At 43.9% G+C, this 14,532-nt stretch carries 11 protein-coding genes; 8 read left to right on the forward strand and 3 right to left on the reverse strand.

Translation table 11 applies throughout. The features are described 5' to 3' along the window. Positions 1-36: 36 nt before the first annotated feature. The 7 genes from aroD (at position 37) to ACKX2L_RS05515 (ending at position 8,065) form a co-directional block, all read left to right on the forward strand. On the forward strand, positions 37-801 hold the full coding sequence (aroD, locus tag ACKX2L_RS05485) for a type I 3-dehydroquinate dehydratase (RefSeq protein WP_497552782.1): 765 nt from the start codon (positions 37-39) through the stop codon (positions 799-801). A gap of 297 nt (positions 802-1,098) precedes the next feature. Then, positions 1,099-2,127 (forward strand): LacI family DNA-binding transcriptional regulator, encoded by a 1,029-nt coding sequence (locus tag ACKX2L_RS05490; RefSeq protein ID WP_497552783.1) that lies wholly within the window; start codon positions 1,099-1,101, stop codon positions 2,125-2,127. Next, complete coding sequence (locus ACKX2L_RS05495) at positions 2,124-3,890, forward strand: glycoside hydrolase family 13 protein (RefSeq protein WP_497552784.1); 1,767 nt, start codon at positions 2,124-2,126, stop codon at positions 3,888-3,890. The genes ACKX2L_RS05490 and ACKX2L_RS05495 overlap by 4 nt, the downstream gene beginning before the upstream one ends. Before the next feature lie 43 nt (positions 3,891-3,933). Beyond that, positions 3,934-5,148, forward strand: coding sequence for an extracellular solute-binding protein (locus tag ACKX2L_RS05500; RefSeq protein WP_497552838.1), 1,215 nt, complete (start codon positions 3,934-3,936; stop codon positions 5,146-5,148). 63 nt (positions 5,149-5,211) lie between these two features. Further along, positions 5,212-6,099, forward strand: a complete 888-nt coding sequence (locus ACKX2L_RS05505) for a carbohydrate ABC transporter permease (protein WP_497552785.1) — start codon at positions 5,212-5,214, stop codon at positions 6,097-6,099. A gap of 9 nt (positions 6,100-6,108) precedes the next feature. Continuing rightward, entirely contained in the window at positions 6,109-6,948 is an 840-nt protein-coding gene (locus ACKX2L_RS05510; RefSeq protein WP_497552786.1) for a carbohydrate ABC transporter permease, read from the forward strand. 262 nt (positions 6,949-7,210) lie between these two features. Beyond that, entirely contained in the window at positions 7,211-8,065 is an 855-nt protein-coding gene (locus ACKX2L_RS05515; protein ID WP_497552839.1) for a shikimate kinase, read from the forward strand. Here ACKX2L_RS05515 and ACKX2L_RS05520 read toward each other — a convergent pair. Further along, on the reverse strand, positions 8,052-8,813 hold the full coding sequence (locus ACKX2L_RS05520) for an alpha/beta hydrolase (RefSeq protein WP_497552787.1): 762 nt from the start codon (positions 8,811-8,813) through the stop codon (positions 8,052-8,054). The two genes, ACKX2L_RS05515 and ACKX2L_RS05520, sit on opposite strands and share 14 nt — an antisense overlap. A 1,025-nt stretch (positions 8,814-9,838) precedes the next feature. On the opposite strand from ACKX2L_RS05520, the gene ACKX2L_RS05525 reads away from it, so the two are divergent. After that, positions 9,839-11,896, forward strand: coding sequence for a beta-galactosidase (locus ACKX2L_RS05525; RefSeq protein ID WP_497552788.1), 2,058 nt, complete (start codon positions 9,839-9,841; stop codon positions 11,894-11,896). Between the two features lie 106 nt (positions 11,897-12,002). On the opposite strand, the gene ACKX2L_RS05530 is transcribed toward ACKX2L_RS05525, so the two are convergent. Then, entirely contained in the window at positions 12,003-13,406 is a 1,404-nt protein-coding gene (locus ACKX2L_RS05530; RefSeq protein WP_497552789.1) for an MATE family efflux transporter, read from the reverse strand. Positions 13,407-13,437: 31 nt separating this feature from the next. Next, positions 13,438-14,442 (reverse strand): LacI family DNA-binding transcriptional regulator, encoded by a 1,005-nt coding sequence (locus tag ACKX2L_RS05535; protein WP_497552790.1) that lies wholly within the window; start codon positions 14,440-14,442, stop codon positions 13,438-13,440. Positions 14,443-14,532 lie beyond the last annotated feature (90 nt).

The following is a 14,532-nucleotide window of genomic DNA, read 5'->3' on the forward strand; positions in this document are numbered from 1 at the left end:
AAAGAAAGGTTTTATCAGAAGAAAAAGAGGGAAACTATGAATACTGTTCAGGTAAGAAATGTTGTCATTGGCGAAGGTCTTCCTAAGATCATTGTTCCAATCGTCGGAAAGACAAAGGAGGATATCATAAAGGCTGCAGAGTCTTTCTCCGAATATCGTTACGACATTGTTGAGTGGCGTGTGGACTGGTTTGACGGTGTTTTCAATTTTGCTGAAGTGGAAGATACCGCCAAGTCCCTTCGCGATACGCTGGGGGATGACAAGCCGATCCTTTTCACCTTCCGGACCTCAAAAGAGGGTGGTGAGAAGGCAATCGAGCCGGAGGCCTATGTTGAGCTGAATAAAAGAATTGCAATGACCGGCCTTGTAGATCTCGTGGATGTGGAAGCCTTTACCGGAGATTCCTATGTCCTGGATATCATCGAAACCGCTCATAAATGTGGTGTCAAAGTTGTTGCTTCCAATCACGACTTCGATAAGACACCGGCAAAGGAAGATCTGATCTATCGTCTGCGGAAAATGCAGGATCTGGGCGCAGATATCCCGAAGATCGCTGTGATGCCGAAGAATAAGAAGGATGTTCTGACTCTTTTGGAAGCAACGGAAGCGATGGCAAATGATTATGCCGATCGTCCCATCATCACCATGTCCATGGCAGGTACCGGTCTGATCTCCCGCCTCTCGGGTGAGGTCTTCGGATCTGCGGCTACATTCGGTGCAGTCGGCGCTGTCTCTGCTCCGGGACAGATGAATGTAAAGGATCTGGATATCATCCTGAATCTGATTCATAATGCCAGCTGATAAAACAATGTGCCTGACCGGTTGGATGGAGCGAGTTGGCTGCATTCAACCGGTCTTTTTCCGTGATAGTGCACAAAACAATACCTGGATTTATCAGCATGATTCACAAGATTTAAAAAATGCATTGACAATCAAAGTCTCAGATGTTATACCAAAATCATGCAAGCGGTTGCACTGTTTAAAACCGCTAATGCAAATTCAAAATATATGGAAATCGGATATTATTGAAAAATGTTAGCAGGAGCTGCTAACATTAATATTTTAAAAAATATGCAAACGGTTGCATGAAAGGGAAGTATGGGAGCAACAATAAAGGATGTCGCAAAATTGGCTGGAGTTTCTCCATCAACAGTTTCAAGAGTTCTGAATAATAAAAGAGTAATCTCTCCGGAAACAAGTGAACGTATTCACCAGGCAATGAAGGAATTGAATTATGTACCAAATGATTTGGCCAGAAGCTTTGCTAAGGCCAGTTCACATGTTATTGGGCTGGCGGTAGATACAACAAAACCAGAGGCATATTCAAACCGATTCTTCAACAAGACCGTATTTGCTTTAGAAACAGTAGCTCAACAAAAAGACTTCAGTCTGATGATAGTATCGGCAACGAAGCCGAAAAAAAAGAGCGAATCTATCCTGCGGTTGATTAATGGAAAAAAACTGGATGGAATTGTACTACCAGCAGATTTGGCTAGTAAGCCTTTATTGGCAGATTTAGAAAAACTGGAATTCCCTGTTGTTATTGTTGGCAAGAATGATGAAATGGATACATCCAGCTGGGTTGATATTAATAACATCCAGGCAGGACGGATTGCTGCCGAACACTTGCTTTCAAAAGAGTATGAGAACTTCCTGTTTTTGATGCGCTCAATAGATCCTCTGTTTGAAAAAGAGAGAGTGAAGGGTTTTGTTCAGACATTGGAAGAACAAGCTGTTAGTGAGGACAGATATCAAGTTGTTCAGAATATTGTAGATCAACAATCAGTTGAAAAGGCGATACTTGATCATTTTAACGAGGGAAATGGCAGTCTTTCAGTGCTTTGCAGTAATGATAGAATCGCGGTATCTGCTATTGAAACAGCCAGAAAACATGGGATCAAGATACCTGAACAACTTGGAATCCTTTGTTTTGACAACACAGATGTTACAGAATTGATGAATCCTTCGATTAGTTGTATCAATGTAGATACTTACGCACAGGGACTTCAGGCGGCAGAAATTCTGATTCAGCAAATCAATCAAAAGGATCATAACAGTCGTCAGGTCTTGATTTCGACCGATGTGATTGAGAGGGATTCTACTGCAAAAGGGAAGGAAATACAATGAACAAGGCGTCTATTGAATTTCGACCGATCAGGGATTTTGTCTATCCAAATTCCAGAACTGATTTGACGATTCTTATTAATGCAGGAACGAGGGATGTTAAGCATATTTTCCTCGAATACTGGACGAGAAATGACCTGGATAGAGCACATATGCAAAAAAAAGAAATGGATCGGGTCTATTCGGATGGATTGCATGACCAGTTTCGAACTCGTATCCACTTGGATCCCATAGCAGCATATGTCAGATACCGATTTGAAATTCATTTTTCGGATGAGACAGTAACGTGGCTGTCTTCCAATGGTTTTGAGAGCGAAGACAACCCACCCGATCAATCATTTTATGAGTTCTTGTGGCCTAATCCATCCGATTGTTTGGATATATCTGATAATAATCAATCGATGATTTTTTACCAAATCTTTCCGGACAGGTTCCGAAAGTCGGATGCTTCTCTTCGAAAACCGGAAAAACTTGATACATGGGGAAACCTGCCAACACGTCTGAATTATATGGGAGGGGATCTGCCAGGTATTATTGAAAAACTTTCGTATGTAAAAGAGCTTGGCGTTAATTGTATCTATATTAATCCTATTTTTGAAGGGGTATCGAACCATAAATACGACACTACAGACTATTACAAGATTGACCCGGCTTTTGGCAGGAATGCGGACTTAAAGTTACTTGTTAACAAGGCGCATGAGTTGGGAATTCGCGTCATATTGGATGGAGTGTTTAATCATAGTGGAACGCAGTGGAAACCATTTCAGAATGTATTGAAATTTGGAAATCATTCAAAGTACAAAGATTGGTTTTTTATCCATAGATACCCGGTTACTATCGATGAACAGTCGTATGACTGTGTCGGTCATTACAAATGGATGCCTAAAATAAATCTGGCGAATCCTGAGACTCAAGATTATTTCATTGATGTTGGTAAGTATTGGATCAAGGAGTATTCAATAGATGGATGGCGGCTGGATGTAGCTGATGAGATACCGACTCAGTTTTGGGAACGCTTTTCATTTGAAATAAAAAAGGAGTTTCCTGATGCTTTCCTATTAGGTGAGACCTGGGGAGATGCACACCAGTTGATTTGTGGAAACCGATTAGACAGTGCAATGAATTATGTGTTCAGAGACGCAGTGGTTGACTGGCTTGCAAAGGGAAAGATTTCTGCGGAAGAATTTAACAATCGTATCAATCATATGATGATGCTGTATCCGTTTGAAAAAATGTCCCAAATGTATAATTTACTGGATAGTCACGATACACCAAGGTTCCTGTTTGAGTGCGGAGGAGACGTCAGAAAACTGAAACTGGCAGTTGCATTGCAAATGTTATTTGTCGGATGTCCGGCGGTTTACTATGGTGACGAAATCGGAATGACAGGTGATAATGATCCCTTATGCCGAGGATGTATGGTTTGGAATCATGATGAACAGAATCAGGATCTTTTGTCATGGTATCAGAAATTTATAGAAGTTCGGAAATCCTATATAGAGTTGGAGCGGGGTGATTATAGAACGCTATTTGCGGATAAAGATTCCATCGGCTTTTACAGGATTTATAAGGACAGAAGTATTTTAGTGGTAATTAATGGAGGTGAAGAAAAGAAAAAATTACCAGTTGATTTAGACAAATGGGAACAGGTCTTATTGGAAAATGCAGATCAATCATCAGGCGAAATGCCAGAGAACAATATTGAACTGCAAGCTTATTCCATCGGTGTATGGAGAATGAAGGAAGGGGTGCAGTATGAATTTTAAAAGAGTATTTGGTGTTGCATTATCAGCAACGATGCTGGTTACCATGCTAGGAGGCTGTGGGTCAGCAGCCGGGAAGAAAGCTGGAAAATCCAGTCAGAGCACCATTACATTCTGGCACAATTATAGTGCCGAATCTAAGGAAAGCAAGGTGTTAAAGGAAAAACTGATTCCGGAATTTGAAAAGGAACATCCTGAGTATAAGGTAAAGGCAGTTTCCTATAGTTGGGAGGACCTTCATAATAAGATCTTGATTGGAGCGAATTCAAAAAAACTTCCGGATGTGGCACGACTTGATATTGCATGGGTTCCTGAGTTTCAGAAGATGAATATTCTGGTGCCGTTGAATAAAGAAATGTCAGACTTCCAGGAAGTAAGTGATTCTCTTCTGTCGAACTCTATGAACACTGCAAAAATCGGGGACGATTACTACGCAATTGGTCTCAATACGAATTCAAAGATTCTGTTTTATAACAAAGAAGTCTTTGACAAAGCTGGTTTAGAGGAACCAAAGACTCTGGATGAGATGTATGAGGATGCAGCAAAATTGTCAGGAAAAGATTCGAACGGACAACAGGTTTGGGGATTGGATGAGCCTGCTTTGGCCGGTTGGAATACGCTTCCTTATATTTGGAGTTATGGTGGAAAAATCACAGATGAAAATTATACAAAAGCATCTGGTTATCTGAATAGTGCGGAAACCGTTCAGGCTGTGCAAAAACTGGCTGATCTCTATAAAAATAAGAGCTTTACGGGATTCAATAGTGGTGATATTCCAATGACCGATGGCTTTGGCACAGGAAGATATGCAATGATTGTGGAAGGCCCCTGGAAAATTGCAGAAATGAAGGGAGCATATCCGGACTTTAAATATGGTACATGTGCATTGCCTGCAGGAAATGGTGGATCGGTATCGGTCCTTGGCGGTGAAGACATTGGAATGTTCCAAAATGGTAATAAAAAGGGCGCTTGGGAATTTATGAAGTTTATGACCAGTAAGGATGCCGAGGTAGCTATGGCAGAATGTGGTCAGATTCCTGCGAATAAGGAAGCGCTTGATACAGATACTGTAAAAAATTCTGATTTTGCACCATTCTTACAAGCTATTGAAACAGCAGGGGTTCGACCGGCTGTTGCTAAATGGACCGAAATTGATAACCAGATGACTACGGCAATGACCTCTATTATAAAGGACGGAGCTGATGCACAGAAGACGTTGGATGAATTGGCGCCCAAGGTCGATAAGCTTTTACAGGAATAAAAAATTAGTTATTAGCAATGGGAGAGATAACATTCCATATCTCTCCCATCATAGGGGATCAGCATGCGTATTAATGTAAAACACAGCAAAAAACAGGTCGCGGCTCTTTTGATACCGGGATTAATCGTTTTCTTACTGTTCACAATCTATCCCATAGTAAAGCTGTTTTTTATGAGCTTTTTTCAATGGGGATTTGATGCGGTAGGCAGCCATCCATTTTGCGGATTAAAAAACTATCATGCTGTGCTACAGGATCATACTTTTATCATTTCACTTGAGAACACATTGATATATACCGTTTTTACAGTTCCCGGCCAAATGATACTTGGCCTTTTGGTTGCAGTTTTAGTGAATTCCATCTCCAAGTTTAGTGTTGTCTTTCGAGTTCTTTTCTATACTCCGGTGATTACCTCATGGGTGATCGTTTCCCTGGTATTTCGTTATATTTTCAATACAGAAGGATTGTTAAACTATTTCCTTTTTAATATTGTTCATATTACCAGCCATAATATTGCATGGCTTGATAGTAGGGCAGGTGCAATGGCGGTAATGATCATTCTTGGTATCTGGAAGGGTATCGGATGGAATATGGTTATTTTTCTTGCAGCACTGCAGAGTATATCGAAAGAACAGTATGAATCTGCTGAAATGGATGGAGCAGGTCCCTTGGCAAAATTCGTTTATATTACTCTACCTGAAATTCGATCAACCATAATGTTTGCTTTGATCGTACTGACGATTGGAGGATTTAATACTTTTACACCTGTAAAAATGATTACGGGTGGCAAACCAATGCATCAAACGGAAATGGTTTTGACCTGGATGTATTACAAAGCGTTTGGAACGGGTGAATACGGTTATGCGTCAGCATTATCATTTATCATCGCTATGATATTGGTATTGTTAGCAATCATTCAATTTAAGGCTATGAAAGGGAAAAACCAAGGATAGGTGATGGGCATGACAAAGAGACAAATTAGAACAATAATAATTTACATTCTTTTGATTATTGGAGCAATTCTCTCAGTGATGCCAATGATCTACATGATTGGTATAGCCCTAAAACCCAATGGTGCACTGTACGAATTCCCGCCTCATTTTTTTCCAAAGCTTCGACAATTGACTTTGGAGAATTTTCAGAATGTGTTAAGTGAACCGAAATTTGTTCGAAATTTCTGGAACAGTGTTATTGTTGCAATTCTTACTGTGGTTATTGCCGCATTTATTGCTTCTGCACTTGCATTTTGTCTGGCAAGATTTTCCTTTCGCGGTAGGAAAATTCTGATTGGACTTGTTATTGGAACAATGATCATCCCGGGAACTACCATGATCATTACGCAATTCCAACTTGCAAATTATCTTCATCTTACCAATTCGGACTTGGGACTTGTCCCGTTTTATGTTGCCTGGGTCATGCCGTTTTCGACTTTTATGATCATGAACTATATTGAAAATATTCCGATTGATTATGACGAGGCCGTTTACGTTGAGGGGGGAAATGTTTTCACCGTATTTTTCAAGGTCATCGTACCATTAGCAAAACCTGCAATTGCATCGGTAAGCATCTTTAATTTCCTCACAGCGTGGGATGAATTCCAGTGGGCATTAACGGTAATCGATACGGATGAAAAGAGAACAATGCCCATAGCAATTGCCGGATTCTTTGGAGAGCATCAATTCACAGAGTGGGGAAGTGTATTTGCCCTATCAATCATTAGCCTCATTCCCGTGTTCGCAATATTTATCACTCTTCAAAAATACTTTGTGTCCGGACTTCAGGCTGGAGGCTTGAAGGGATAGTTTTCATCATAATCCCCTCTGATTGAAGGGACAGTTTTTATCATAATACCCTCTTAATGACAGATGGCTTGGATCGATATGGTCTAAGCCATCTGTCTTTATTCATTGACTTTTACACATAAAAGCAATAAAGCATTGCGGTTAATAAAGCTATCATTTATAATAAATAGCAACTTACTTATCGATAAGCTGAAAGAACAATTGAAAGTGGCAGGAAGGGATGCTTTCTGATTGTGGTAAGGACCAGGGAAAGGTTGTAATGATGGAAGAAGAAAAGAACCAGGAAAATCAGGAGAGTCAAAAGAATCAACTGGAAGAGACACGAGATAAGGTCCGTGATGTGGATACTCGTTTGATCAATGCTCTGGCAGATCGGATGAAATTGATCCAGGACATCATTGCTTATAAAAAGAAAACAGGAATCCCGATTCTGCAGCCGGAACAGGAAGCCAAGCAGACAAGGGAGCTTCAGGAGCAGTTAAGGGATAATCCATTTGAGGAAGAAATACTGGATGTCTTTAAGTACATTATGAAAAACTCCCGTCGGGTTCAGGCAAAAGCACTTTTTGATTATAATGTCTTTCTCATCGGCTTTATGGGTGCCGGTAAATCCACTATTGCGAAGGAATTGGAAAGAAAGCTGGAAATGCAGCGGATCGAGATGGACGAGCTGATCGAGAAGAAACAGGGAATGACAATTTCCGAGATCTTTTCAGAGTATGGAGAAATCTATTTCCGAAACCTGGAATCCAATTGCCTGATCGAACTCCAGAAGATCAAACAGGCAATTGTCTCCTGTGGCGGAGGCATTGTCCTTCGACCGGATAATGCAGACCACATGAAGAAGAATGGCAGAATTGTTCTATTAACGGCAGAGCCGATGACCATTCTGGACCGGGTCAAGGATTCTACTTCCAGGCCCATTCTCAATAATCATATGAATGTCGATTATATTAAAGATCTGATGGATCAGAGGCGGGAGAAATATCTGGCTGTAGCGGATGTTGTTGTGGCTACCGATCATAAGTCGACGGATGAGATCTGTGACGAGATCATTGCCAAGCTGATTGCCTTTGACCGGGAGCAGGAGGAAAAAAAGGAAGTCAGTCCGGCTTGAAAAAAGAAATTATTTTCTGTATCGCCAGATCCATATGCTTAGGGTTGGAGAAGGGGTGATCAGCTCCCTCTACTTCGATGAGTTCAATGACATTGTCTTCTGAGAATTTCCTGGTGACCTCGATTGGAACCATCTCATCCTTTGTTCCATGGATCATCAGGATAGAGTCGGCATTGTCCAGATAATCCTGCTTACTTACATCATCGGTCTGCATTTCTTCCAGAAACTCATTGCTGATCTTCATCTTCCGGTCAAAGCCCTGAAGGATTTCTTTCCCCTTATGGAGTTTGTTCCAGTCATCTTCGGTAAGATTCTTGGTCAGGGCATCATACATCTTGATGGCAGGGCAGCGGAGACCGATGCGATGGAAGGGATTGCCTTTTTTTGCCAGATAATCAAGAGTAATGAAGGCGCCAAAACTGGAGGAGTAATTGTAGATCTCCTCTGCAGCCATATCTTTTTTCACATATTGGATGACCAGATCTAGATATTCCAGGCATTCTGACAGGAGCAGTTTCTTCCTTGCATCCTGCCCGTGGCAAGGCCAGTCGAAGGTTACGACAGCGAAGGTCTTATATTTCCCGATCAGACGCTCTGCGAAAGTGCTGATCGCATGATTCTCTTTATTGCCACCAAAGCCGTAGGTTGCGATTACGATCTGCCTGGCTTGGTGGAGGTCTTTGCCAAAATAGGCTCTGCAGCGGATGCTATAGCCGTTTTCGTTGATATCAAAATTTTTATTCTGCATGGGAGATCCTTTCTGCCCGTTTCAAGTTTTCTCTTACTCACATTTTTCGATTATATCAAAAGTCGAGGAGGAAGGCGCAGGATTTTTGCATCGAAAGCCGGGCAATGAACGGTTCGAGACGTTCTCATGGACAGATGCCTGAGGCTTGATTCTGAGACTGGATGTTGAGGCTAGATGTTGAGACTTGCATCTGAGCTTTCATTCTGAGTCGAGATGTTGGGCCTTGTTTCGGTGCTTTAATTCTGAGTCTGGATGTTGAGCCTTGCATCAGTGCTTTATTGCGAGATTCGATATATGCATTTTTTTGATTTGATGCGTGTTTTTGGCTCAGAAAGAGCCGACTTTATGGCAAAAAATTCGATATATGAAATCTTTAGGATTTCATGCTATAAAAATGCCTGGAAAACACGCATGATTTTCAAAAGATTTTGTATATCGAATAATCAGGCCCAGGACAAGCAAGAAAGTTCCAGGAAACACGCATGATTTTCAAAAGATTTTGTATATCGAATAATCAGGTCAAGGACAAGCCAGAATCCTTTCCCAAGCGCATGCAAATATCATAATCGGATTCAGTTCTTGAAATTACGATAGTGGCAGGATCCTCGTTAGGGGAATTTATCGTAACACAAGTCTTTTTGCAAAATAACGATAGTTGCTGAACCATTCAATGGGGCATTTATCATATCACAAATCATCTTTCAGAAATACGATAGGGAAAACAAGAATGCCCTATCGTATTTTTGAAACTTAGTTCCTATTACGATAAATTGATCCCTTCAGAGCCCTTGCACTATCTTAATTTTGAAAAATGACTCCTATTACGATTATTGACTTTGCCGGAAATCATTTTGCAATTTCCAAGGATTTCCTCGAAAAAGATCTGGGCGAGTCAGCGGCATAGAATGTTATAATAGATTTGCTTAAGAATACCCAAAGCCACCAGGACTTCGAAAGTCACCAGGAATTCAAAAGCCACTAGTAATTCAAAAGCCAATATCATGTCAAAAGGGGGTTCAATCAACATGAAGGAATTATTGTACGGAGCTGCTTATTATCCTGAGTATGAACCGGAATACCGGACAGATCAGGATCTTTCTATGATGAAGGCGGCCGGGATGAATGTGATCCGCATTGCAGAAAGTACCTGGTCGACCTGGGAGCCGAGAGAGGGCATTTATGATTTTTCAATCCTGGAAAATACCTTGGAAGAAGCCGATAAGCACGAAATGCAGGTCATTGTCGGAACACCGACTTATGCGGTTCCGGCTTGGCTTGTAAAGAAGGACCCGGATGTCCTTGCAACAACGATTGAGGGGCGAGGACTCTATGGACGTCGGCAGATCATGGATATCATGAATCCGACTTATCGCAAGGCAGCAGAGGATCTGATCCGCCACATGATGCCGGTGGTCGAGAAATATGACTGTGTGATCGGTTTTCAATTGGATAATGAGACAAAGCATTATGGGACAGCCGGCGCCAATGTACAGAAACTTTTCGTGGAACATCTGAAGGAAAAATTCGGCACGGTCGAGGCCATGAATCAGGCTTTTGGCCTGGCTTACTGGAGCAATTCCATCGGCAGCTGGGACGATATGCCGGATGTCCGGGGAACCATCAATGGTTCTCTCGCCTGTGAGTTTGAGCGTTTTCAGAGAAAACTGGCTTCTGATTTTCTCCTCTGGCAGAGAGCAATTATTGACGAGTACAGGAAACCACATCAATTTGTGACCCACAATCTGGACTTCGAATGGAAACAGGATGCCAAAGCCCCCGGCGGTCATTCCTGGGGCGTACAGCCGGGGATCAACCATCTGGAAGCTTCGGAGGCACTGACCATCGCAGGCGTTGATATTTATCATCCCACTCAGGATGATCTGACCGGTATGGAGATCGCTTTTGGAGGCGACAGCACGAGGTCACTGAAAAATGCGCCCTATATTTGTCTGGAGACCGAGGCACAGGCTTTCCGCTATTGGACGCCATTCCCCGGTCAACTCAAGCTTCAGGCCATGTCCCATCTGGCCAGCGGGGCCAAAGGAGTCGAGTACTGGCATTGGCACAGCATTCATAACAGTTTTGAGACCTATTGGAAGGGCGTCCTCTCCCACGACATGCAGGAGAACCGGATCTATCGGGAATGCGCAGAGATCGGTTCGGCTATGAAACGGCTTTCGCCATATCTTACAGGCGTCCACAAGGAAAATCAGGTTGCTCTCCTGGTCGACAATGACAGCCTGACAGCTCTGAAATATTTCCCGATCGGGGATGCGCCGGATCAGCCCGGGGCCGAGACCCTTTCCTACAATGATCTTGTCATGGCTTATTATCAGGCCCTCTATGAGCAGAACATTGAATGTGATGTCCTGGATGTCCACGCCCTGCCGGGAAATATAGACCATTACCGGGTTCTTGTGACCCCGGCCCTCTACTGTGCCAGCGACGAGACCATCCGGCTCTTGAGAAACTTTGTCGATCAGGGAGGCTGCCTGGTTTCTTCCTTTAAGTCCTTCTTTACAGATGAGAATGTGAAGGTTCGGGCTGATTTCCAGCCTTATGGTATGACCGATGTCTTCGGCTTATATTATCAGGAATTCACCCGGCCCGGCAGTACACGTCTGAAGGGACTTCCGGTCACCATCTGGCAGGAACTTCTGATCCCTGAGGACAGTGACAGAGTCAAAGCAGTCTATTACGATCATCCTTATTGGGGAAAGTACGCCGGCATCGTTCGAAAGCACTTTGGCAAGGGATATGGTTATTACATCGGCTGCAACTGTGATCAGGATATCCTGGAAGAGACTCTCTTAAATGCCTGTGAGAAGGCCGGCGTAGACCTGATCCCGGATATCGATGCCCGCCATGAGGAGGAAGAGACCCTGGATTTCCCTCTGATCCTTCGCACTGTGCAAAACGACCGGGGCCAGAAGATCCATTTCCTCATGAACTACAGCCAGAGAACCTTCAAAGTGAGATGCCCCTATATAAAAGCCAGGAACCTTTTGGATGATAGAACCTATGAGAAGAATGCACCGATTGACCTTTGTGACTGGGATGTGATGGTTCTTCTGGAGGAATAGCAAGGGGGTGACCCTTTGATCACCAGCTGGTGGAGGAAGAGCAGAGAAATTTGACACTTTGACTATCAGCTGGTGGAGGAATAGCAAGGGGGTGACCCTTTGATCATCAGCTGGCAGAGCCTGCTTTTTTCCTGTATTCCCGTCCGGTGATGAGGAAATATAGACCAATGACCATGCTTCCGGTCAGGATCCAGGAAATGGGATAGATGACAGCAACCTGGCTGAAACTGGTGAATTTTCCGAATCTGGCATGGATATAAATGATCCTTAAGATACAGCTTCCGAATAAGGTCAGAAGGGCAGGGGTCAGCGAGTGGCCGATGCCCCGGAGGCTGGAGCCTGTGATCTCATAGGTGGCGGTCAGAGGCTCTAAAACCGTGATGAATGTCATGCGGATCACAGCAAAACGGATGACTTTCGGATCGCTTGAGAAAATATGGAGGAGCGGATAGCGGAAGAGGAAGAAAGTCGTTGCCACGAGAGCACAGGAAATGACGGCAGTTGCCATGGCAATTCTAGTTGTCTTCCGGCAGCGGTCATATCTCCCTTTTGCATAATTCTGGCTGATGAAGGTCATGGCAGCCTGGGAGAATCCGTTCACCATGAAATAACTGATATATTCAAAATTTAATGCGGCCGCATTGCCTGCAACACAGGCGGAACCGAAACTGTTGATTGCCGCCTGGATGACAACGTTGGAAATTGAGAAGATCATGCCCTGAAGGCCTGCGGGACCGCCGATCCAGAGGATCCGTTTTAGATAGGCCGGCCGGAGAGTCAAATGGTGCAGGTCAAGATGAAGCATGCCTTCCTCCCGGGTCAGAGCATGAACAATCAGAAAGGCGCTGAGACCGTTGCTGATGGTCGTTGCAATGGCAACCCCATCGGCGTTCCGGTGCAGGACGATGACGAAAAAGAGGTTTAAGAAGACATTCAGAATTCCGGAACAGGTCAGATAGAAGAGAGGCCGACGGGTATCTCCGATGGAACGGAGAATGGAGCTTCCAAAATCGTAGATCATGAGAAAGGGCATACCGAGAAAATAGATGCGAAGATAGGTGACAGCCATTTGGATAATGTCGGAAGGGGTTCCAAGAAGCTGTAAGACCGGCTTTGCAATCAACTGCCCCAGACAGAGCACGATAAGACCGGAAATCAATGCGACGGAAAAAGAAGTATGCAGTGCCTTATTGACTTCGTCCCGGGCTTCCTTTCCGATAAAATGCGCGAGCATGACATTGGAGCCGATGGAGAGGCCGCTAAAGAAGGTGACCAGGACATTGATGACCGGTGCGTTGGCTCCTACGGCTGCCATAGCCTGACTGGAAGCAAAATTCCCTACGACCGCTGTATCCGAAGCATTGAATAACTGCTGCAGAATGCTGGATAGACAGATGGGAATGGCAATCAGGCAGAGCTTTTTTACAATACCGCCATGCAGCATGTCGATTTCGCGTTTTCCGGGTTTGTTTCTGCCTTCTTTTAAGGGCTTGTTTACGATTTCTTTCATTGTTTTGCTTTCGTTTTCTTTCATATTTATTTCATTTTTTCCGGCTGGACTCTCTTTCAATGACATCAAAGGCCAGCTGGATCTCCCGAATGACCTTGGGACCGCCAGCATTGATTTCATCCAAGAGGAGTTCCGAGGCTCTCTCGCCTGCCTCTTCATAATAGAAATGAACGGTTGTAAGAGATGGTGTAATGGCCCTGGAAATCGAGCTGTCACCGAAACCCGTGACCTGGACCTGGTCCGGAATGGAAATGCCCTGTTCGTGGAGGTATCGGACTGCGCCGGAAGCAATCGTATCGGTCGCACAGAGAAGGGTATCGATCGAAGGGTCCTTCTTTAACAGATGTTCTGCTGCAAGATATCCGGCATCCATCCGGAAGGCAGATTCCTCGATATGGTCAGGATCTACAGACAGGCCATGTTCCTTCAAGCCGTCAAGAAGGCCGGCTTTACGATTATGACCGACGGCGATGTCCCGTTCGGTAACGGTGATCAGGCCGGGATTCTTTGCGGTCTTTCCGATCAAACGGCCGAGAGACAGGGCAGCATGATAATCATCGGAATAGATGCAGGTGTATCCATCCAATCTCTGTGTGAGAACGATCACAGGTGTTGAGATCTCCTGCAGGACCTTTTTATGCTCCTCAGTAAAGATGGTACCGAAGAGGATCATGCCGTCCACCCGGTTCTGGCTCAGGGTTTTTAAGTAGCGGATCTCCTCTAATTCCTGATTTTCGGTCACAGCCAGGAGCATCTGGTAGTCGTTTTTCTTTAAAGACCTGGAGATACCGGATACCATACGGCTGATGGAATCGGAGTTGATCTTCGGGATGATGACACCGATCAGCCTGGTCCGGTTGGCCCGAAGAAGCTTGGCAGAGGCAGAAGGTGTGTAACCGGTCTCATCAATCACATGGCGGATCCGCTCTTTTTTCTCTTCACTTACATATCCGTCATTTAAATACCGGGAGACAGTAGCCCTGGAAACGCCGGCCATTTTGGCGATTTCATTAATTGTCATAGTCAATTCCTCCAAAAATGAAGACTCATTTTCGTGAGTTTTGTTCTATTTACGAAAGAAGTCTCAGATAATATAATTGCATTATAAAACATGAGAACGATTTCA

The organism is Porcibacter vitabionis (assembly GCF_046263795.1).
Taxonomy (GTDB): domain Bacteria; phylum Bacillota; class Clostridia; order Lachnospirales; family Lachnospiraceae; genus Lachnocurva.

Bases quoted from the DNA above. Each gene is read 5' to 3' on its own strand.
- ACKX2L_RS05495 (WP_497552784.1), top strand. From the start codon at position 2,124: ATGAACAAGGCGTCTATTGAATTTCGACCGATCAGGGATTTTGTCTAT.
- ACKX2L_RS05505 (WP_497552785.1), top strand. From the start codon at position 5,212: ATGCGTATTAATGTAAAACACAGCAAAAAACAGGTCGCGGCTCTTTTG.
- ACKX2L_RS05515 (WP_497552839.1), top strand. From the start codon at position 7,211: ATGGAAGAAGAAAAGAACCAGGAAAATCAGGAGAGTCAAAAGAATCAA.
- ACKX2L_RS05520 (WP_497552787.1), bottom strand. From the start codon at position 8,813: ATGCAGAATAAAAATTTTGATATCAACGAAAACGGCTATAGCATCCGC.
- ACKX2L_RS05525 (WP_497552788.1), top strand. From the start codon at position 9,839: ATGAAGGAATTATTGTACGGAGCTGCTTATTATCCTGAGTATGAACCG.
- aroD (WP_497552782.1), top strand. From the start codon at position 37: ATGAATACTGTTCAGGTAAGAAATGTTGTCATTGGCGAAGGTCTTCCT.
- ACKX2L_RS05500 (WP_497552838.1), top strand. From the start codon at position 3,934: ATGCTAGGAGGCTGTGGGTCAGCAGCCGGGAAGAAAGCTGGAAAATCC.
- ACKX2L_RS05510 (WP_497552786.1), top strand. From the start codon at position 6,109: ATGACAAAGAGACAAATTAGAACAATAATAATTTACATTCTTTTGATT.
- ACKX2L_RS05530 (WP_497552789.1), bottom strand. From the start codon at position 13,406: ATGAAAGAAATCGTAAACAAGCCCTTAAAAGAAGGCAGAAACAAACCC.
- ACKX2L_RS05490 (WP_497552783.1), top strand. From the start codon at position 1,099: ATGGGAGCAACAATAAAGGATGTCGCAAAATTGGCTGGAGTTTCTCCA.